The organism is Pseudomonas sp. 30_B (assembly GCF_017491605.1).
In the GTDB taxonomy this organism is placed as follows: domain Bacteria; phylum Pseudomonadota; class Gammaproteobacteria; order Pseudomonadales; family Pseudomonadaceae; genus Pseudomonas.
Genome location: NZ_JAFGYY010000013.1, coordinates 29,507 through 48,300, shown reverse-complemented (window position 1 = coordinate 48,300; position 18,794 = coordinate 29,507). Strand labels below are relative to the sequence as shown.

General features: G+C 65.6%; 17 protein-coding genes. 7 read left to right on the top strand and 10 right to left on the bottom strand.

The genetic code is table 11. From position 1 onward, the window contains the following. Window positions 1-94 precede the first annotated feature (94 nt). Window positions 95-853, top strand: coding sequence for an ABC transporter substrate-binding protein (locus J5M67_RS15820; RefSeq protein ID WP_207886294.1), 759 nt, complete (start codon window positions 95-97; stop codon window positions 851-853). 119 nt (window positions 854-972) lie between these two features. Here J5M67_RS15820 and J5M67_RS15815 read toward each other — a convergent pair whose 3' ends face one another. The 4 genes from J5M67_RS15815 to gpmI form a co-directional block, all read right to left on the bottom strand. Beyond that, window positions 973-1,758 carry a divergent polysaccharide deacetylase family protein gene (locus J5M67_RS15815; protein WP_207886293.1) on the bottom strand — a complete coding sequence of 262 codons (786 nt, stop codon included), beginning with the start codon at window positions 1,756-1,758 and terminating at the stop codon, window positions 973-975. A gap of 3 nt (window positions 1,759-1,761) precedes the next feature. Further along, entirely contained in the window at window positions 1,762-3,072 is a 1,311-nt protein-coding gene (locus tag J5M67_RS15810) for a S41 family peptidase (RefSeq protein ID WP_207886292.1), read from the bottom strand. 29 nt (window positions 3,073-3,101) lie between these two features. Then, a complete protein-coding gene (locus J5M67_RS15805; RefSeq protein WP_207886291.1) occupies window positions 3,102-4,394 on the bottom strand; it encodes a murein hydrolase activator EnvC in 1,293 nt (430 codons plus the stop codon). Between the two features lie 139 nt (window positions 4,395-4,533). Continuing rightward, a complete protein-coding gene (gene gpmI / locus J5M67_RS15800) occupies window positions 4,534-6,069 on the bottom strand; it encodes a 2,3-bisphosphoglycerate-independent phosphoglycerate mutase (RefSeq protein WP_207886290.1) in 1,536 nt (511 codons plus the stop codon). Window positions 6,070-6,215: 146 nt separating this feature from the next. Between gpmI and J5M67_RS15795 the strand changes: the two genes are divergently transcribed. From J5M67_RS15795 to secB, 3 genes are read left to right on the top strand one after another with little or no spacing between them, the layout of a single operon-like run. Next, window positions 6,216-6,638, top strand: coding sequence for a rhodanese-like domain-containing protein (locus tag J5M67_RS15795; protein ID WP_207886289.1), 423 nt, complete (start codon window positions 6,216-6,218; stop codon window positions 6,636-6,638). A 1-nt stretch (window position 6,639) separates the two neighbouring features. Next, window positions 6,640-6,894 (top strand): glutaredoxin 3, encoded by a 255-nt coding sequence (gene grxC, locus J5M67_RS15790; protein ID WP_207886288.1) that lies wholly within the window; start codon window positions 6,640-6,642, stop codon window positions 6,892-6,894. 37 nt (window positions 6,895-6,931) lie between these two features. After that, window positions 6,932-7,414 (top strand): protein-export chaperone SecB, encoded by a 483-nt coding sequence (gene secB, locus J5M67_RS15785; RefSeq protein ID WP_207886287.1) that lies wholly within the window; start codon window positions 6,932-6,934, stop codon window positions 7,412-7,414. Between the two features lie 584 nt (window positions 7,415-7,998). On the opposite strand, the gene J5M67_RS15780 is transcribed toward secB, so the two are convergent. Further along, on the bottom strand, window positions 7,999-8,451 hold the full coding sequence (locus tag J5M67_RS15780; RefSeq protein ID WP_207886286.1) for a hypothetical protein: 453 nt from the start codon (window positions 8,449-8,451) through the stop codon (window positions 7,999-8,001). On the opposite strand from J5M67_RS15780, the gene trmL reads away from it, so the two are divergent. Further along, window positions 8,450-8,911 carry a tRNA (uridine(34)/cytosine(34)/5-carboxymethylaminomethyluridine(34)-2'-O)-methyltransferase TrmL gene (trmL, locus tag J5M67_RS15775; protein WP_207886285.1) on the top strand — a complete coding sequence of 154 codons (462 nt, stop codon included), beginning with the start codon at window positions 8,450-8,452 and terminating at the stop codon, window positions 8,909-8,911. The two genes, J5M67_RS15780 and trmL, sit on opposite strands and share 2 nt — an antisense overlap. A gap of 383 nt (window positions 8,912-9,294) precedes the next feature. Here the strand turns inward: trmL and ntrC are convergent, their stop codons facing one another. The 4 genes from ntrC to J5M67_RS15755 all read right to left on the bottom strand — a co-directional run bounded on the left by ntrC (window position 9,295) and on the right by J5M67_RS15755 (window position 13,156). After that, window positions 9,295-10,725: a two-component system response regulator NtrC gene (gene ntrC / locus J5M67_RS15770; protein ID WP_207886284.1), complete on the bottom strand. Its 1,431-nt coding sequence runs from the start codon at window positions 10,723-10,725 to the stop codon at window positions 9,295-9,297. Window positions 10,726-10,727: 2 nt separating this feature from the next. Beyond that, a complete protein-coding gene (gene glnL / locus J5M67_RS15765) occupies window positions 10,728-11,804 on the bottom strand; it encodes a nitrogen regulation protein NR(II) (RefSeq protein WP_207886283.1) in 1,077 nt (358 codons plus the stop codon). 207 nt (window positions 11,805-12,011) lie between these two features. Continuing rightward, a complete protein-coding gene (locus J5M67_RS15760) occupies window positions 12,012-12,590 on the bottom strand; it encodes a DUF4124 domain-containing protein (RefSeq protein ID WP_243434702.1) in 579 nt (192 codons plus the stop codon). Between the two features lie 11 nt (window positions 12,591-12,601). Further along, complete coding sequence (locus tag J5M67_RS15755) at window positions 12,602-13,156, bottom strand: DUF4124 domain-containing protein (protein ID WP_207886281.1); 555 nt, start codon at window positions 13,154-13,156, stop codon at window positions 12,602-12,604. A 429-nt stretch (window positions 13,157-13,585) separates the two neighbouring features. On the opposite strand from J5M67_RS15755, the gene J5M67_RS15750 reads away from it, so the two are divergent. After that, window positions 13,586-15,745 (top strand): mechanosensitive ion channel family protein, encoded by a 2,160-nt coding sequence (locus tag J5M67_RS15750; RefSeq protein WP_243434701.1) that lies wholly within the window; start codon window positions 13,586-13,588, stop codon window positions 15,743-15,745. Window positions 15,746-15,846: 101 nt separating this feature from the next. Beyond that, on the top strand, window positions 15,847-17,118 hold the full coding sequence (locus tag J5M67_RS15745) for a tetratricopeptide repeat protein (protein WP_243434692.1): 1,272 nt from the start codon (window positions 15,847-15,849) through the stop codon (window positions 17,116-17,118). Between the two features lie 198 nt (window positions 17,119-17,316). Here J5M67_RS15745 and glnA read toward each other — a convergent pair whose 3' ends face one another. Then, a complete protein-coding gene (glnA, locus tag J5M67_RS15740; protein ID WP_207886279.1) occupies window positions 17,317-18,726 on the bottom strand; it encodes a glutamate--ammonia ligase in 1,410 nt (469 codons plus the stop codon). Between the last annotated feature and the right edge of the window lie 68 nt (window positions 18,727-18,794).

Below are 18,794 nucleotides of genomic sequence, written 5' to 3'. Positions count from 1 at the left end.
CCGCCCATGCCATGGAAGGCAGACGAGCTGAGTATTCCGTCCCTTTGCAGGGATGCCGCAAGCCAATAACGATAACCCTGCGAGCGGTATGACCATGCTGAAAATCCTGTCCAAGACCCTGACCCTCGGCCTGCTGTTGGGGGCCGCCGCGGCCCGCGCCGAGGTGCCCGCCGATTACAAGATGGTGCTGCTCACCGAGAACTTCCCGCCCTTCAACATGGCGGTGGATGACAAGAACTTCGCCCGTGACGACAGCATCGACGGCATCAGCACCGATATCGTCCGCGAGATGTTCAAGCGTGCCGGCATCCAGTACAGCCTGAGCCTGCGCTTCCCCTGGGATCGGCTGTACAAGCTGACCCTCGACAAGCCCGACTACGGCCTGTTCTCCACCGCCTACACGCCGGATCGCGTGCCGCTGTTCAAGTGGGTCGGCCCCATCGCCAGGACCAACTGGGTGCTGCTGGCGCCGGCCGGCAGCAAGATCACGGTGAAGGACATCAAGGAAGCCGGCGCCAAGTACAAGATCGGCGCCTACAAGAACGATGCGGTGAGCGAGGGCCTGGAGAAGCAGGGCATCCCGGTGATCAACGCGCTGCGCGACCAGGAAAACGTGAAGAAGCTGACCGCCGGCGAGATCGACCTGTGGGCCACCACCGACCCGGTTGGGCGCTACATTGCCAAGCAGGAAGGCGTTTCCGGCCTGCAGACCGTGCTGCGCTTCAACGAGGACCAGCTTTACCTGGCGCTGAACAAGGACACGCCGGATGAAGTGGTGCAGCGTCTGCAGAAGGCGCTGGATTCGATGCGCGCGGATGGCTTCATCGAGCAGGCGACCAACAACTATCTATAAGAAGGCCCGGCGTCGCCGCCAGGATTCTGGATATTCGCGAGCAAGCTCGCTCCTACAGAGAACAGCGAGCCTGCTTTTCGTAGGAGCGAGCTTGCTCGCGAACCGAATCCCGCCAACGTTTACCGGTAAACCCCATCCCGCCCATGCCCCTGCATGGCGCGGTTGGCGCGTTCGCCGATCAGCAGCGTGGGCTTCACCAGTTCAAAGCCCTGGGCCTTCAGGGTCGGCAATACGCGCCTGAGCACCGCCAGGGTCGCCGGCTTCGGGTGGCCTATCATCACCACCGTGCCCTGCTTGCGCGCCAGTTTGAGGCCGCGCTGCATCTGCTCCATCACTGCCGCTTCGCTCGGATCGTCATCCAGGAACACGTCCCGCGACAGGCTCGCCAGGCCGATCTTCTGGGCCTCGGCGGCGGCCACCGTGGCGGCGCTGGTGCGGCTGTCGAGCAGGAACAGGTGGCGGCGCTGCAGTTCCGCGGCGAGCCAGGCCATGGCCGGGCGGTCGGCAGTCATGCGGCTGCCTTCATGGTTGTTCAGGCCCTGGGCGTAGGGAACCCGTGCCAGCGCTGCGTCGAGCCGGCGGGCGCGCTCCTCCTGGCTCAGCTCGGGGCGCCAGGCGAACTCGCCGCCGGCCGGGTCCATCGGCATGTGCAGCATCACCGTGCGCCCTAGCTTGTGCGCTTCGCGGGCCAGTTCGGCGGCGTGGGGCGTGTCGGGAATGATCGCCAGGGCGATGGCGGGGGAGAGTTCGAGTACCTGGCGGTCGCGTGCCAGGTTCTGCCCGAGGTCGTCGATGACGATGCTGACCAGCGGTTTGGCGCCAACCGGAGGCGGCGGCGCTGCCGCCGCCGGTTGGCCCAGGCATGCGCCAAGGCCAAGGCCGAACAGCAGCCGGGCCCAGCGCATGGGTCAGTTGTTGCCGCGGCTGACGCTGAGTCCCTTCAGCAGGCTGAGGGCCTGGCCGAGCTGGTAGTCGCTTTCCTGCGGGCGGTCTTCCGGGCGCTTGCCGGCGGCGGTGGGACGGTCCTTGCCGCCGTTGCCGTTGGCCAGGTGTCCTTGCAGGTCGGCTTCCTTGAAGCCATCGAACTCGCTCTGCTCGCGGGTCACCTTGGCGCGCTCCACCTCGATGTCCGGGGTGATGCCCTGGGCCTGGATCGAGCGGCCGTTGGGGGTGTAGTACAGCGCAGTGGTGAGCTTCAGGGCGCGGTCGTTGTTCAGCGGCAGCACGGTCTGTACCGAGCCCTTGCCGAAGCTGTCGGTGCCCATGAGGATCGCGCGCTTCTGGTCCTGCAGGGCGCCGGCGACGATTTCCGCCGCCGAGGCGCTGCCGCCGTTGATCAGCACCACCAGCGGTACGCCATCGGACGGATCGGATGGATCGGCCGAGAAGCGCAGCTCGGAGTTCGGGATGCGGCCCTTGGTGTAGACGATCAGCCCCTTGGTGAGGAAGGCGTCGGCCACTTCCACCGCCGACTGCAGCACGCCGCCGGGGTTGTTGCGCAGGTCGAGGACCACGCCCTTGAGCCGGCCATTGTTTTCCTTGCGCAGGCTGGTCAGCGCCTTGACGGTTTCCTCGCCGGTGTTGACCTGGAACTGGGTAATGCGCAGGTAGCCGTAGCCCGGTTCGAGCATCTGGCTCTTCACGCTCTTGACCTTGATGACGGCGCGCTTGAGCTCGACGTCGAACGGCTTGCCGCCGCCGCGGACGATGGTCAGGGTGATCGGCGAGCCGGCCTTGCCGCGCATGCTGTCCACCGCCTCGTTCATCGACTGGCCCTTGGTCGGCTTGCCGTCGATCTTGACGATCAGGTCGCCCGGCTGGATACCGGCCTTGGCTGCCGGGGTGTCGTCGATCGGCGAGATCACCTTGACGAAGCCGTCTTCGCTGCCGACCTCGATGCCCAGGCCGCCGAACTCGCCGCTGGTGCTCTCCTGCAGCTCGGCGAACTCTTCCGGGCCGAGGTAGGCGGAGTGCGGGTCGAGGTTGCTGAGCATGCCCTTGATGGCGTTTTCCAGCAGGGTCTTGTCGTCCACCGGCTCGACATAGGCGGCTTTCACCCGGTCCAGGACCTCGGCGAAGGTGCGCAGCTCATCGAGCGGCAGCGGAGCCTCCTTGCCATTGGCCGCCGGGGCGGCTGCGGGAGCGTCGGCGGCCTGTGCCGCACCGACGCCGAGCAGCAGGGCCAGGGCCAGGGTGGTGAGACGGAACGCTTGCGACATGTTTGGGGCTCCTAAGGCGTGTTCGCCGCTTATCCCTGCGTGCGACACCAGGTAGAAGGGTCCGCCGGGCGGCCCTGATGGCGAATGGCAAAGTATACCGCCGGGGTGCTCTGCCCACCGCTGGCACCTACGGTCGCGATGGGGTCGCCTGCTTTGACGGTGTCGCCGGCGTCCTTCAGAAGACTTTGATTATGCCCATAAAGGCTGAGGTAGCCACCACCGTGGTCGAGAATGACCAGCAGGCCGGCGCCGCGCAGCCAGTCGGCGAACACCACGCGACCGCCATGGACGGCGCGTACCGTGCTGCCGGCGGCGGCGCCGATCAGCACGCCGTCCCAGGTGGCGCGGGGGTCGTCGCCGCGCGGGCTGCCGAAGCGCGCCAGCACGCGGCCGTTGACCGGCCAGGGCAGCCGGCCCTTGGCGGCGTCGAAGGCACCGCCGAAGCCTGCGCCGCTGGAGACCAGCGGGCCGCTGTAGTCGGCGCGGGGTTTGCTCGGGGCCTCGGGCTTTTCACCGCGTTCGGCCAGTTCGCGTTCGCGCTTGGCGCGCTCACGCTCGGCGGCCAGGGCGCGCTGGCGCGCTTCCTCGGCCTCGCGGGCCTGACGGGCCAGGGTTTCCTCGATGGTCTTCAGGACCTTGTTCAGGTCTTCCTGGCTCTGCTCGCGGTTCTTGAGCTTGCTGTTGCTGTCCTTGAGGTCGCTGTCGAGCTTGGCCAGGGCCTCCTGGCGCGCCTTGCGGGCGTCGGCCAGCTCCTGGCGGCGTGATTCCAGCGCGCTCTGCTGCTCGATCTGCTGGTTTTTCTGCGCAGTGATGTCCTGCTCGACGGCGTTGAGCTGGCTCAGCGTCTCGTTGAACGCGCTGAGCTGATCCAGGCGGGCCTTGTTGATGTATTCGTAGTAGGTGAGGGTTCGGCTGAACTTCTCGGGGTGTTCCTGGTTCAGCAGCAGCTTGAGGTATTCCTCGCGGCCACTCTGGTAGGCGGCGCGTGCCTGGATGGCGATCAGGCGCTGCTGCTCAAGGCGCGCGCCCTGGAGTTTTTTTTTCTCCGAATCGAGGCGCTGCAGCTCTTCCTCGTTCTTCTTCATCTCGTCCTGGATCTGCTGGATCTGCTTTTCCAGGTCGCCCATCTGGGTCTCGGTGGACTTGAGCTGCTTCTGCACCCCGGACTTTTCGTCCTGGATGTTCTTCAGGTTCTTTTTCAGCTCGGCGATGTCTTTCTGCGTCTGTTCCAGCTGGCGCTGGGTGTCGGCACGTTCGTCGGCACCGGCCGCAAGCGGGCTCAGGAGGCAGATCAGCAGCAGCGGGAGGAGGGCGCGAGGCATTGGGCGGCGGGAACCTGAATTCTGGGTCGGGCTAGTATGCCCGTGGCGGGCGCTAAAAAAAACGCCCCAGGCCGCATGGCATGGGGCGTTTGCTCTGACCGGCGGGAGCTGGCTCACGTTCCCGCCCGATCGGCACCCATTAAAGCAGGGTGACGATCGACTTGCCGGTCATCTCCTTGGGCTGCTCAAGACCCACCAGGGTCAGCAGGGTCGGCGCCACGTCGGCCAGTACGCCGCCCTCGCGGATGCTCAGCTTGCGCTTGCCGACGTAGACGAACGGCACCGGCTCGCAGGTGTGCGCGGTGTGCGCCTGGCCGGTCATGGCGTCTTCCATCTGCTCGACGTTGCCGTGGTCGGCGGTGATCAGGGCTTCGCCGCCGACCTTGTCCAGCGCCTCGACGATCCGACCGACGCAGGTATCCAGGCACTCGACGGCCTTCACCGCGGCGTCGAACACGCCGGTGTGGCCGACCATGTCGCCGTTGGCGTAGTTGACGATGATCACGTCGTAGCGCTGGTGCTCGATGGCATCGACGATCCTGTCGGTGACTTCCGGCGCGCTCATTTCCGGCTGCAGGTCATAGGTGGCGACCTTGGGCGAGGGGATGAGGATGCGTTCTTCGCCTTCGAACGGCTCTTCGCGGCCGCCGGAGAAGAAGAAGGTCACGTGGGCGTACTTCTCGGTCTCGGCGATGCGCAGCTGGGTCTTGCCGTTCTTCGCCAGGTACTCGCCCAGGACGTTGTCCAGGGACTCGGGCTTGAACGCGCTGGGCGCCGGGATGCTCGCCGCGTACTGGGTCAGCATCACGTAGCTGGCCAGCTTCAGCTCGCGCTGGCGCGGGAATTCCTTGAAGCCCGGCTCGACGAAGGCGCGCGACAGTTCGCGGGCGCGGTCGGCGCGGAAGTTCATGAACACCACGGCGTCGCCGTCTTCTACGCGCACCTGCGCGCCGATGCGGGTGGCCTTGACGAACTCGTCGCTTTCACCGCGCTCATAGGCGGCGTTCAGCGCGCCCACGGCGTTTTCCGCGGTGAATTCGGCGGCGCCTTCGGTGATCAGGTTGTAGGCGGCTTCGACACGGTCCCAGCGGTTGTCGCGGTCCATGGCGAAGTAGCGGCCAATGATGCTGGCGGTGCGGCCCTTGCCGATGCGGGCGAAGGCATCGTCGAGGAGCTTCAGCGACGGCTCGGCGCTCTTGGGCGGCGTGTCGCGACCGTCGAGGAAGGCGTGCAGGTAGATTTTCTCGGCGCCGCGCTGGGCGGCCAGTTCGGCCATGGCGACCAGGTGGTCCTGGTGGCTGTGCACGCCGCCGTCGGAGAGCAGGCCGAGGATATGCACGGCCTTGCCGGCGCCGGCGGCCTTGTCGACTGCCTCGGTCAGCACCGGGTTCTGGAAGAACTCGCCGTCGCGGATGGCCTTGGTGACGCGGGTGAAGTCCTGGTACACGACGCGGCCGGCGCCCAGGTTCATATGGCCAACCTCGGAGTTGCCCATCTGGCCGTCGGGCAGGCCGACGTCCATGCCGGAGCCGGAGATCAGACCGTTCGGCTGGCTGGCCAGCAGGCGGTCCCAGTTGGGCTTTTTCGCGGCGTAGATGGCGTTGTATTCCGGGCTATCGCTATGGCCGAAGCCGTCCAGAATGATCAGGACCAGCGGTTTGGGCGTTGCAGTCATAGGTACGGCTCTTTCCGAGAATAGGGGTCAGAAAAGGACCCACATTTTACCGATTGGTGCCGACAGACGCCATGATCCACAGGGTGCAGCCGTCAGATACGCGCGTGTATACTGGCCGGCATTTTTACGTCTGGATGCCCTGCGCCATGCCCTCGTTCCTCCCTCGTCTGATCGAATTCGCTACCCATCACTACCTGCTGGTGGGCGCCCTGGTCGTGCTGTTGGTACTGCTGGCCCTGCATGAAATGCGCAAGGGCGGCCGCGCCCTGTCGACCCGCGAGCTGACCGCTCTGGTCAACGCCGAGCAGGCCGTGGTCCTCGATATCCGCCCGACCAAGGAGTTCTCCACCGGCCACATCGTCGATGCGCTGAACATTCCGGCGGACAAACTGAACGCACGCCTGTCCGAGCTGGACAAACACAAGGCCAAGACCATCATCGTGGTCGACAGCATGGGCCAGCACGCGGGCACCTGGTGCAGCGTGCTGCAGAAGGCCGGATTCACTGCCGCCAAGCTGTCCGGTGGCATCGGCACCTGGCGTGGCGACAACCTGCCCCTGGTGAAGTGAGATGCCGTCGATCTTGATCTACACCAGCGCATGGTGCCCTTATTGCATCCGCGCCAAGGCCCTGCTGGACCGCAAGGGTGTCGCCTACGAGGAGATCTCCGTGGACGGCAAGCCGGGCGTTCGCGCCGAGATGGCCAGCAAGGCGGGCCGCACCTCGGTGCCGCAGATCTGGATCGACGCGACCCACGTCGGCGGCTGCGACGATCTCTACGCGCTGGAACGCGCGGGCAAGCTGGATACGCTGCTCTCGGCGTGATCCTCAATCCTGAAACGATGCACAAGAAGGTCTCGAAATGACTGAACAAGCCAACGGCGCAGGCCAGCAAGACAACAATCCGCAGTTCTCGCTGCAGCGCATCTACATCCGCGACCTCTCCTTCGAAGCGCCCAAGGCGCCGGAAATCTTCCGCCAGGAGTGGCAGCCGAGCATTTCCATGGACCTCAACACCCGCCAGAAGCAGCTTGATGGCGACTTCTACGAAGTGGTGCTGACCGTTTCGGTGACCGTGAAGAACGGCGAAGAAACCGCCTTCATCGCCGAAGTTCAGCAGGCCGGCATCTTCCTGATCAAGGGCCTGGACGCTTCCAGCATGAGCCACACCCTCGGCGCCTTCTGCCCGAACATCCTCTTCCCGTATGCCCGCGAAACCCTGGACAGCCTGGTTGTGCGCGGCTCCTTCCCGGCGCTGATGCTGTCCCCGGTGAACTTCGATGCGCTGTACGCGCAGGAAATCGCCCGCATGCAGGCTTCCGGCGAGATCCCGGCGGTTCAGTGATCCTGACTGCTGCATGACAAAGGCGCCTTCGGGCGCCTTTTTCTTTGCCTGGCGTTTGCTGCCGAGGTCGAGCCTGGGTGTAGGAGCGGACTCCGTCCGCGATGGCATCCGGCGCGATGCGGACCAATCGCGGACGGAGTCCCTGCATGGCCTGTTTACTCCGCACGGCGGGCAAGTTTGGTGCGTGCGCACTAGAGGGGCGCAGGCGGGTGGTGGTCTGCAGCCTCGATATTGGCCGCTCCACCGTGTGCACACGGCGCCTGATAGTCCGCTGAAAGCCCCGCCGTTACTGGCTTTCAGCAGGTCACGCGAGGTTCTGTCCGAAACCGATGACAATCTTGGCACGCCCTCTGCAATACCCCTGACAACAGCGATTTCAGGGGCCTCGGTTCAGGCAGGCTGGGTAACCCCTCTTTTACACCTCGCGGGTGCGCCGCTCGAAGCAGCGGCCGCCGCAACCGGTTTGGGGGTCCTGGTACAGGCAGGCCGGGTAAGCCCCCCTTTTATGCCAGCGGCCATCTTCCCTCGATGGCCTGCAACCCGCTTCGGGGCCCCGGACCAGGCAGGCCGGGAGAACCCCGCTTTTATTCGGGCCGCACCCTGACGTTCAGGTGCCACCGGCCCTCCACCTCGGCGCTGTCCCAGGCGCCTTGCAGCGTGCGGGTGGACAGCAGCGTCAGCAGCATACCGCCGCCTTGCGGCTCCAGTTTCCAGCGCAGCGGCGCATCGCCGATCCGCAGCTGGCCCTGCTGCGCCGTGCCGTTGGCGTCGATCTGCAAGGCCAGGGCGCCCTCCAGATGACCGGCACGCACGGCGGGCTGGGCATTCAGCGTGAGCATCAGGCCGTCCGCCGCCGCCTCTATGGCGAGGATTTGCGCGGGTCCGTCATGGGGTGGATTCACCAGGCGACCGAGCATCAGGCCCACCAGCAGCCCCAGCACGCACAGCGAAACCCATACCTTGAGTAACGGCCTGGGCCGCATTTGCGCCTGCGCGGGAGTAGAATGCCCGCCGTTCTCAGGCTCGGAGCGCTGCATGTTCCACGTGATCCTTTTTCAACCGGAAATCCCCCCAAACACCGGCAACATTATCAGGCTGTGCGCCAATGCGGGCTGCAGCCTGCACCTGATCGAGCCGCTGGGCTTCGAGCTGGACGACAAGCGCTTGCGCCGCGCCGGGCTGGATTACCACGAGTATGCCAGCGTGCGCCGCTACGCGACCCTGGAGGAGTGCCTGGAACAACTCGGCCAGCCGCGTCTGTTCGCCTTCACCACCAAGGGCTCGCAGCCGTTCCACGAAGTGGCTTACGAGCGTGGCGACGCCTTCCTGTTCGGCCCGGAAAGCCGTGGCCTGCCGGAAGAGGTGCGCGATGCCCTGCCGCCGGGGCAGCGCGTGCGCCTGCCGATGCGGCCCGGCTGCCGCAGCCTGAACCTGTCCAACACCGTGGCGGTGACGGTCTACGAGGCCTGGCGTCAGCACGGCTTCGCCATGGACTGAGCGTTTTCTGATCGATCCGCGCAAAGCCGCGTCGGGCGCGGAGCGCAGCGGCTTGTCCAAGGCTTATCCACAGGCAGGCGCACAGTGGTTGTGGGCAAGCGCGAAATTCCTGCACAGAAACCGCGCAAACCCGCAGACCGCGCGTGCTCTGGGCTGTAGCACGTTCCTTCCCCGTTCCGTGCACAGTGTTATCCACAGGTTTTGGGGATAGATGTTGCCGGGATGTGACCGCGCCTTGCTGACGCTGATCGCGGGCATGGCCCGCTCCTACACCCGATTCGAGCGTAGGAGCGGACTCTGTCCGCGATTGGCTAAAGCCGGCACGGCGCTCACGGTGATGCAAGAAAAAAGGGGCCTTCCGGCCCCTTTTTAATCGCAGGACCTCAGTCCTCGCCCTCATCGTCCGGGCCGTCGATCTTCATCCCCAGCTCCTTGATCTTGCGCGTCAGGGTATTGCGGCCCCAACCCAGCAGCACGGCGGCGTCGCGGCGGCGGCCGGCGGTGTGCTTGAGCGCGGTCTCGATCATGATCCGCTCGAAAGCCGGCACGGCGGTATCCAGCAGGTTCGATTGGCCACGCCCCAGCGCCTGGTCGGCCCAATGGCGCAGGGCCTGTTCCCAGTTGGCGGCCGGCAGGTTGTCCTGCGGCTGGGTCAGCAGCTCCGGCGGCAGGTCGTCGGTATGTACCTCGCGGCCGGAGGCCATGACGGTGATCCAGCGGCAGGTGTTCTCCAGCTGGCGCACGTTGCCCGGCCAGCCGAGGTTGCGCAGGTATTCCTCGGTTTCCGGCTTGAGCAGCTTGGGCTCCACCGCCAGCTCCTGCGCGGCGCGGGCGAGGAAGTGCCGGGCCAGTGCCGGAATGTCCTCGCGGCGGTCGGCCAGGCGCGGGATATGGATGCGGATGACGTTCAGGCGATGGAACAGGTCCTCGCGGAACTTGCCCTCGCGCACCAGGTTTTCCAGGTTCTGGTGGGTCGCGGCGATGATCCGCACGTCCACCTTCACCGGGGTGTGGCCGCCGACGCGGTAGAACTCGCCGTCCGCCAGTACGCGCAGCAGACGAGTCTGGGTGTCGGCCGGCATGTCGCCGATCTCGTCGAGGAACAGGGTGCCGCCGTCGGCCTGCTCGAAACGGCCGCGGCGCTGGTTGGCCGCGCCGGTGAAGGCACCTTTCTCGTGGCCGAACAGCTCGGATTCCATCAGGTCCTTCGGAATCGCCGCCATGTTCAGCGCGATGAACGGCGACGCCGCGCGCGGGCTGTGGCGGTGCAGGGCGTGGGCGACCAGTTCCTTGCCGGTGCCCGATTCGCCGTTGATCAGCACGGTGATGTTGGAGTGGGAGAGGCGGCCGATGGCGCGGAACACCTCCTGCATCGCCGGCGCCTCGCCGATGATCTCCGGGGTGCGCGCCTGGTTGGCCGGCGCTTCCAGGCCCTGTTGCTCCTGGGCGTGCTGGTTGGCGCGCTTGACCAGGGAGACGGCCTCGTCGACGTCGAACGGCTTGGGCAGGTACTCGAAGGCGCCGCCCTGGTAGGAGGCCACCGCGCTGTCCAGGTCCGAATGCGCGGTCATGATGATCACCGGCAGACGCGGATGCGCCTCGCGGATCTGCGCCAGCAGGTCCAGGCCGCTGGCGCCGGGCATGCGGATGTCGGAGATGATCACGTCCGGCTGCTGGCGGCCGAGGCGGCTCATCACGCTGTCGGCGCTGTCGAAGCTGACGGTGGTCATGCCTTCCTGTTGCAGGGCTTTTTCCAGCACCCAGCGGATGGAGCGGTCGTCGTCGACGATCCAGACGGTCTCAGATCGGCTCATGGTCAATGGACTCCTCGTTCCAGGGGCAGGAACAGACTGAATACGGTGTGGCCGGGGTGGCTCTCGCATTCGATCAAGCCCTGGTGCTGGCTGATGATGTTCTGGGTGATGGCCAGGCCAAGCCCGGTGCCGTCGGCACGGCCGCTGACCATGGGATAGAAGATGGTGTCCTGCAGTTCGGCCGGAATGCCCGGGCCGTTGTCGATGATCTCCACCTTGCACACCAGGCGATGACGGGTGTGGCCGATGGTGAACTGGCGCAGGGTGCGGGTGCGCAGGGTGATGCGGCCCAGCTTGAGTTCGTTCTGCGAGGCGATCGCCTGCATGGCGTTGCGCACGATGTTGAGCACCGCCTGGATCATCTGCTCCTTGTCGAGCAGCAGGTCGGGGATGCTCGGGTCGTAGTCGCGCACCAGCGGGATGCTGCCCTGGGTTTCGGCTTCCACCAGGCTGCAGACGCGCTCCAGTATCTCGTGGACGTTGGTGACCGAGAGCTGCGGCAGCTTGTTCGAGCCCAGCATGCGGTCCACCAGGTTCCGCAGGCGGTCGGCCTCTTCGATGATGACGTTGGTGTAGTCCTTGAGCGATTCGTCCGGCAACTCCCGGGAAAGCAGCTGCGCCGCGCCGCGAATTCCGCCCAGCGGATTCTTGATCTCATGGGCCAGGCCGCGCACCAGCAGTTTGGTGGTCTCCTGCTTGGACAGCTGCGCTTCCTCCTTGGTGATCCGCATCAGCCGGTCGCGCGGGTGGACCTCCAGCAGCAGCAGGGTCTCGCGGCGATTGAGGATCGGCGTCACCGCGTAGTCCACGGTGATGCTCTGGCCGGTCAGCGAGGTCAGGGTCGCTTCGCGCTTGGTGAAGGGGTGCGCCTCTTCCACCGCCTGGCGCAGCGAGTGCAGCGCCTCGGGGGATTCGGTGAACAGCTCGCTGATGAACTGGCCATGGCTGCGTTGCCCGCTGACCGCCAGGAGCATCTCCGCCGCCGGGTTCATGTACTCCAGGCGCAACTCGGCATTGAGCAGGATCACCGCCGTGGTGAGGTTGTCGAGCAACAGGCGGAGCTGGGTTTCTGTAGGCATGGTGTAAGAGATGTCCCAAGACTGTGCGGGAAAATGCAAGAAACAAACCAGGCTGCGGAAGGTCGCGTATTTCGGCGCCTGGCGCCGGTTTGCACGGCGCAGAGGGTCAGTCCAGCCGGCGGGAGTGACCTGAAATGGGGAGAGTATAGAAAGTGGTGCAGCCTGGCGCACCGATATGGTGCATTTGTGCCGGGGTGCCCGCCGCCGTCAATGGCTGGCGGCGCTGAGCGGGTGAGTGGTGTCCAGCGGCGCCGATTCGGCTACCGAAACGCGGAACATATGGAAGGGCTGGTTCGGTGTCTGTTCGATGGTGCGACCCAGGGTATCGATGATCTCCACCGACAGCTGGTGCGTACCGCGCTCGACGTTGTACAGCGGGAACACCGGGCTGCGGCCAGGCTCGCCCACCGGCTTGCCGTCGAGCAGCAGGCGGTACAGGTGCCCGGGCAGCAGGGCGGGGTCGCTGGTGGCGGATACGATCAGGGCTCCGTCATTGGCGCGGATGGTGGAGTCGGGCTCCGGTACCAGGATGCGCAGCAGCTGGTACGCCGGCGGACCCGGAGGCAAGGCGGGCGTGGTGGGCGCATAGAGCGGGGGCGGCATGCGCACGCCGGGCTGGTTGGGCATGGCGTTGGGCGGCGCGAGCTGCAGTTTCTGCGCGTTGCCGCGCGCGGGCTGGTCGGTGAAGACGCGGTTGCCGTCCTTGTCGATGTAGGTGTAGACCTCGGCGCTGGCCGGCTGGCAGGCCAGCGCCGACAGCAGGGCCGATAATACGAGGGACGCCAGCTGACGCATGCTCAGCCGCCCGTCCTGGGGGAGACCTGGGGCCGTTGCGGGCTGTTGGTGCTGATGCGCTGCAGGGTGAAGCTGGCCGTTGCGCTGGTCTGGATCACCCGGCTGCCCTGCACGACTTCGACGGCGAGCGTGTGATCGCCACGTTCGAGGTTTTCCAGGGTGATGCTGGTGTTCTGGGTCGGTGCACCGTAGGGCTGGCCGTCGAGCAGCAGCTGCAGCTGGTGGTCCATGGCCAGTGCCGGCTGCACCACGACATCGACGACGAAGGTGCCGTTGTTGGCGCGCAGGGCTTCGTCGTTGGGCAGGTTGCTCAGCGCCAGGATGGTGTAGGCGTTCTGCTCCTGGGCGGTGTTGCCGTCGTTGTTCCCGGTGTCGGTATTCACCGGCGCCTGCGGGGCGACGGTATTGGTCGGGGGCAGCTCGACCGGCTGCGCGCCGACGTTGCCTGGCGGCTGGTTGGTGAATACCGTATTGCCGTTGGCATCGGTGTACTTGTAGATCTGCGCACTGGCCGGCAGCGCGGCGGCGAGCAACAGGGCGGTGAGGATCAGGCGCATGGGCGATCTCCGGATGGTCATGCCAAGCCTTGCATTGCCGACGACGGCTGGCAAGTTGCCTATTGTGATTCAGCATGGCAGCTCAGAATGTGCGCTGTCGCTCGCCGACGGACCTTTCATGCAGCACCGCAGTCCATTGCCGGCCGAGAGCCTGTTTACGATCTGCTGCGCGTCGGTATAACTGCGTTAAAAACAGGCGAGGACTGCTCATTTACAGCTCGTAAACTCCGCGTCCTCGCCTGTTTGATTCGCTGGCGCTCACCCTTCGGGCCAGCCTTCGGCTGTTACTCCCGTTGGTCGTTGCGCCTTGTTCTACCCTAGCTCGCAAGATCGTAAACAGGCTCTGAGTCCTCTGTATGATGCCGGCGAGCGTTCCTTTATCTGCCCAGGGGTGTGCCCGTGACTGACCTGCTGCGTTCCTGTTTCCGCTTGTGCCTGCTGCTGTGCTGCCTGGGCTCCGGCCTGCTCGCGGTGCCTGCGCAGGCAGCGCTGCCGGGGCCGCTGGCCAGCGTGACGGGTGGCGGCGACAAGGTCAGCGATGCGCAGCTGCAGCAGTCGCTGGACCAGGTCATCAAGACGCTGGAGAACGACCAGCAGCGGGCCGATCTGCTGAAGAAGCTCAAGCAGCTGCGCGATGCGAGCAAGAAAAGCGCGGACGAGCAGGGCGGCGTACTGGGCCTGATCGGCGACACCCTGGGCAGCCTGGAGAAGCAGTTCGAAGGCGAGAACAGCCCGGTGCTGCGCTGGACGTCGCTGTTCGGCCAGGCCCGCGACGAGCTGGAAACCCGCATCCCGTCCTGGCAGGAATGGTCGGGGATGCTCTTCGACTTCTTCCTCGTGACCCTGCTCTGGGCCTGCGTGGCCCTGGGGCTGCGCTGGGTGGCGAAGCGCATGCAGGAGCGCTTCGGCCTGGCCAACGAGCTGCCGCAGCATCCCAAGACCCGCGACCTGCTGCTGTTCGCCCTGCGCAAGCTCGGCCCCTGGCTGGTGGCGTTCCTGATCACCCTCTACCTGTCGGTGGTGCTGCCCAGCTCCCTGGGCAAACTGCTGGCGATGGTGATGGCCTACGTGCTGGTCTGCGGCACGCTGTTCTCCGCCTTGTGCGTGATCTCCCTGTCGCTGCTCAGCGGCCCGCACCGCATGCGTGCGCTGGACATCCTGCGGCGCCGCGCCTTCCGCCCGTTGTGGCTGATCGGCAGCCTGGCCTCGCTGGGCGAGATCATGCATGACCCGCGCGTGGTGGAAAGCCTGGGCCAGAGCACGGCACTGTGCGTCGGCTCGCTGGCGAACATCTTCGCGGCCCTGTGCACCGCGTTGTTCGTCCTGCAGTTCCGCCGGCCGATCGCCCACCTGATCCGCAACCAGCCGCTGGAGCGCCGGATCAAGCGTCGCGGCCTGCATGATCTGGTCGAGCTGGTGGGCTCGCTGTGGTTCCTGCCGGTACTGGTGCTGGTGGGGATTTCCCTGTTCGCCACCGTGGTCACCGCCGGCGACAGCACCTACGCCCTGCGCCGTGCGCTGCTGTGCGCGTTGGTCGCGGTGGTGGCGATGACCGTCAACGGCCTGATTCGCCGCGCCCACCTGCGCTCCTCGCGGCATGGCAGCCGGCGCAGCGCGCCCTATGTCGAACAGCTGCAGAACTTCGCCTACACCCTGCTGCACATCGCCAACCTCCTGGTGTTCCTCGAGATCGGCCTGCGCGTCTGGGGCATGTCGCTGATCCGCTTCACCGAGGGCGACGGCTCGGCCATCAGCCTCAAGCTGATCAGCTTCAGCACCACCCTGCTGGTGGCCTGGCTGGTGTGGATTCTCGCCGACACGGCGGTCCAGCACAGCCTCGGGCTGGGCGGCAAGAACCGCACCAATACCCGTGCGCTGACCATGCTGCCGCTGATCCGCAACGTGCTCTTCGTGACCATCGCGGTGATCGCGCTGATCGTCGCCCTGGCCAACATGGGCATGAACGTCACGCCGCTGCTGGCGGGCGCGGGCGTCATCGGCCTGGCCATCGGTTTTGGCGCGCAGTCGCTGGTGGCGGACCTGATCACCGGCCTGTTCATCATCATCGAGGACTCGCTGTCCATCGACGACTACGTGGACGTCGGCGGCCACCTGGGCACCGTCGAGGGCCTGACTATCCGCACCGTGCGCCTGCGCGACCTGGACGGCGTGGTGCACACCATCCCCTTCAGCGAGATCAAGAGCATCAAGAACTACTCGCGGGAATTCGGCTACGCGATGTTCCGCTGGCCGGTGCCGGCCAGCATGCCGATCGACGATGCGGTGACGCTGGTCCACGAAGTCACCCGCGACCTGCGCGGCGACCGCACCATCAGCCGCGCCATGTGGTCGGCCCTGGAGATGCAGGGCGTGGAGAGCTTCGACAACGGCCAGGCGATCCTCCGCTTCCGCCTGAAGACCGCGCCGATTCGCCAGTGGGAGGTGCAGCGCGCCTTCAACCTGCGCCTGCGCCAGAGGCTGGACAAGGCTGGCCTGGAGCTATCGATGCCGCGCCTGAACGTGCAACTGACCCGGCCGCCGAGCTCGCGCGAGGAGGGCGGTGAGCGCGAAGATCCGGCGCGCGGCTGACCGGCTTCAGTCATCCCTGTAAGGCTCATCAGTTTTCTCTGATGGGGGCGTCAGTCCTGGCGCAATAGAGTGCTCGCCATTCTCCGAATGAGCGAGGCGCAATGGCAATGAAACCCAGGATTCCCCGCCAGGCCGGCGGCACCAACCTGCAGCAGCTCAATGCCGCGCTGACCGCGCTGGGCGACAAGGCCAGTGCGGCGAGCGCCCGTGGCGACTACCGTGCGGCGCTGCAATGTGCGCAGCAGGCCCAGCGTATGGCGCCGCAGCACGCGGTGCCATGGATGGATGCGGCGGTCTACAGCATCAAGCTCGAACAGTGGGACGACGCCATCCGGTACGCACAGCGGGCGCTGAAGGCCAAGGGCAACGGCCTGGCGATCTACGATGCGCTGGCCCACGCCTGGGGTGTCAAGCAGAACGCCGAAGAGGTGCGTCGCTGGGGCTTGGCCGCCCTGCGCCTGCGCGACGAAAGGTTTGGCGCAGCGCCCGTGCTGCCCCATGACGTGCTCGCCGCGCCGCTGCCGTCGGCACCCAGCGCGCAGACTCGCGAGAACAACCTGATCGCCTTCTCCCTGTTCGGTGCTAACCCCAAGTACTGCGAGACCGCGATCCTCAACGTGCTGGAGCAGCCGGCGGTCTATCCCCACTGGCGCTGCGTGTTCTTCGTCGATGGCAGCGTTCCGGCGCGCGTCATCGAGCGGCTACGCCAAGGCGGCCGGGTGATCGCGGTGACCGATACACGGTTGCTCAACGCTCCCGGCCCGATGTGGCGCTTCCTCGCCTACGACCTGCCGGACGTGCACCGGGTGATCTTCCGCGATGCCGACTCGGTCATCAGCCCGCGCGAGGCGGAGGCCGTGCAGGAGTGGATCGACGGCGGCGAGCGCTTCCATGTGATGCGCGACTTCGCCACCCATACCGAGCTGATCCTCGCCGGGATGTGGGGTGTCTGCGCCGGTGCACTGCCGCCGATGCGCCCGCTGATGGAGAACTTCCTCGCCCAACCGGTGGTCTCGGAGCACTTCGCCGATCAGTATTTTCTGCGTTCCTGTGTCTGGCCTTATGCCCGGCAGAGCCTGTTGCAGCACGACTCGCAGTTCGGCTTCCTCGACGCGCGTCCCTTCCCCGGCGGCATCGTGCCGGCGGCGTCCCACGTCGGTGCGGCGGAAGGGGCTACCTATTTCAATATGCCCATCGACGCCGCCGACGGCACCTGCGTGACCTGGGTGTTGCACCACAAGGATGTCGAGCAGCGTGAAATCTGCAGCTATGAAGGCGTGGTCCGGCAGAGGACGCTCAGTGCGCACCTACCGGCGCGCTATGGGCAGAGAGTTCGTGAGGGTCAGTTGGGGATTCGCTACAAGCTGCTCTGAGGCCGGCGAGCCTCGGTAAACTGCCATAGCGCTGCTTTTCGTAGGAGCGAGCTTGCTCGCGAACAGATTCCCCGGCAGCACCGGTGCTTGGCGGTTCGCGAGCAAGCTCGCTCCTACAGAGGCGGTGCATGGCGCGGCAATAAAAAAGGCCTCCCGAAGGAGGCCTTAATGCTGACGCTATTTATAGGTATTCGTGGATCAGACGCTGTAGTACAGGTCGTATTCCAGCGGGTGCACGAAGGTGCGCACCTTGATTTCTTCTTCCGACTTCAGCTCGATGTAGGCATCGATGAACTCGTCGGTGAACACGCCGCCCTTGGTCAGGAACGCACGGCCCTTGTCGAGTTCTTCCAGCGCCTCTTTCAGGCTGCCGCAAACCTGCGGGATTTCCTTCGCCTCTTCCGGCGGCAGGTCGTACAGGTTCTTGTCGGCGGCATCGCCGGGGTGAATCTTGTTCTGGATGCCGTCCAGACCGGCCATCAGCAGGGCTGCGAAGCACAGGTAGGGGTTGGCAGCCGGGTCCGGGAAGCGCGCTTCGATGCGGCGGGCTTTCGGGCTGGATACGTACGGGATACGGATCGAGGCGGAACGGTTGCGAGCCGAGTAGGCCAGCATTACCGGGGCTTCGAAGCCCGGAACCAGACGCTTGTAGGAGTTGGTGGCCGGGTTGGTGAAGCCGTTCAGGGCCTTGCCGTGCTTGATGATGCCGCCGATGAAGTACAGGGCGGTATCGGACAGGCCGGCATAGCCTTCGCCAGCGAAGGTGTTCTTGCCGTCCTTGGAGATCGACATGTGAACGTGCATGCCCGAGCCGTTGTCGCCGTACAGCGGCTTCGGCATGAAGGTCACGGTCTTGCCGTAGGCATCGGCGACGTTGTGGATGCAGTACTTCAGGGTCTGCACTTCGTCAGCCTTGGCAACGAGGGTGTTGAACTTCACACCGATCTCGTTCTGGCCGGCGGTGGCCACTTCGTGGTGGTGAACTTCGATCACCAGGCCCATTTCCTCCATGGCGTTACACATGGCGGTACGGATTTCGTGGTCGTGGTCGACCGGCGGTACCGGGAAGTAGCCGCCCTTCACGCCCGGACGGTGGCCCTTGTTGCCCGACTCGATGTCAGCGTCGGTGTTCCAGGAGGCCTGCTCGGAGAAGATCTTGAACATCGAGCCGGAGATGTCGGACTTGAACTTCACTTCGTCGAAGATGAAGAACTCCGGCTCCGGGCCTACGAATACGGTGTCACCGATACCGGTGGACTTCAGGTATTCCTCGGCGCGCTTGGCGATGTTGCGCGGGTCGCGCTCGTAGCCTTGCATGGTGCTCGGCTCGATGATGTCGCAGACGATGATCAGGGTCGGCTCTTCGGTGAACGGGTCGAGCACGGCGGTGCTGTCGTCCGGCAGCAGGATCATGTCGGAGGCTTCGATGCCCTTCCAGCCTTCGATGGAGGAGCCATCGAACATCTTGCCGGCTTCGAAGAAGTCATCGTCCAGCGCGTCGCGGGCGGGCATGGTGACGTGCTGCTGCTTGCCTTTGGTATCGGTGAAGCGCAGGTCTACCCACTTCACGTCATGATCTTTGATCAGTTGTTGCGACTTGTACGACATGCTGTCCTCCAGGAGGGATTAGAGCTGGGAGCTTTCTGTGCCCCAGTATCGGGTGATGCCGGCCGGAT

What these genes read in the sequence shown, in the direction of transcription:
- J5M67_RS15820 (WP_207886294.1), top strand. Translation starts at nt 95, where the DNA reads ATGCTGAAAATCCTGTCCAAGACCCTGACCCTCGGCCTGCTGTTGGGG.
- J5M67_RS15815 (WP_207886293.1), bottom strand. Translation starts at nt 1,758, where the DNA reads ATGCGCTGGGCCCGGCTGCTGTTCGGCCTTGGCCTTGGCGCATGCCTG.
- J5M67_RS15810 (WP_207886292.1), bottom strand. Translation starts at nt 3,072, where the DNA reads ATGTCGCAAGCGTTCCGTCTCACCACCCTGGCCCTGGCCCTGCTGCTC.
- J5M67_RS15805 (WP_207886291.1), bottom strand. Translation starts at nt 4,394, where the DNA reads ATGCCTCGCGCCCTCCTCCCGCTGCTGCTGATCTGCCTCCTGAGCCCG.
- gpmI (WP_207886290.1), bottom strand. Translation starts at nt 6,069, where the DNA reads ATGACTGCAACGCCCAAACCGCTGGTCCTGATCATTCTGGACGGCTTC.
- J5M67_RS15795 (WP_207886289.1), top strand. Translation starts at nt 6,216, where the DNA reads ATGCCCTCGTTCCTCCCTCGTCTGATCGAATTCGCTACCCATCACTAC.
- grxC (WP_207886288.1), top strand. Translation starts at nt 6,640, where the DNA reads ATGCCGTCGATCTTGATCTACACCAGCGCATGGTGCCCTTATTGCATC.
- secB (WP_207886287.1), top strand. Translation starts at nt 6,932, where the DNA reads ATGACTGAACAAGCCAACGGCGCAGGCCAGCAAGACAACAATCCGCAG.
- trmL (WP_207886285.1), top strand. Translation starts at nt 8,450, where the DNA reads ATGTTCCACGTGATCCTTTTTCAACCGGAAATCCCCCCAAACACCGGC.
- J5M67_RS15780 (WP_207886286.1), bottom strand. Translation starts at nt 8,451, where the DNA reads ATGCAGCGCTCCGAGCCTGAGAACGGCGGGCATTCTACTCCCGCGCAG.
- ntrC (WP_207886284.1), bottom strand. Translation starts at nt 10,725, where the DNA reads ATGAGCCGATCTGAGACCGTCTGGATCGTCGACGACGACCGCTCCATC.
- glnL (WP_207886283.1), bottom strand. Translation starts at nt 11,804, where the DNA reads ATGCCTACAGAAACCCAGCTCCGCCTGTTGCTCGACAACCTCACCACG.
- J5M67_RS15755 (WP_207886281.1), bottom strand. Translation starts at nt 13,156, where the DNA reads ATGCGCCTGATCCTCACCGCCCTGTTGCTCGCCGCCGCGCTGCCGGCC.
- J5M67_RS15745 (WP_243434692.1), top strand. Translation starts at nt 15,847, where the DNA reads ATGGCAATGAAACCCAGGATTCCCCGCCAGGCCGGCGGCACCAACCTG.
- glnA (WP_207886279.1), bottom strand. Translation starts at nt 18,726, where the DNA reads ATGTCGTACAAGTCGCAACAACTGATCAAAGATCATGACGTGAAGTGG.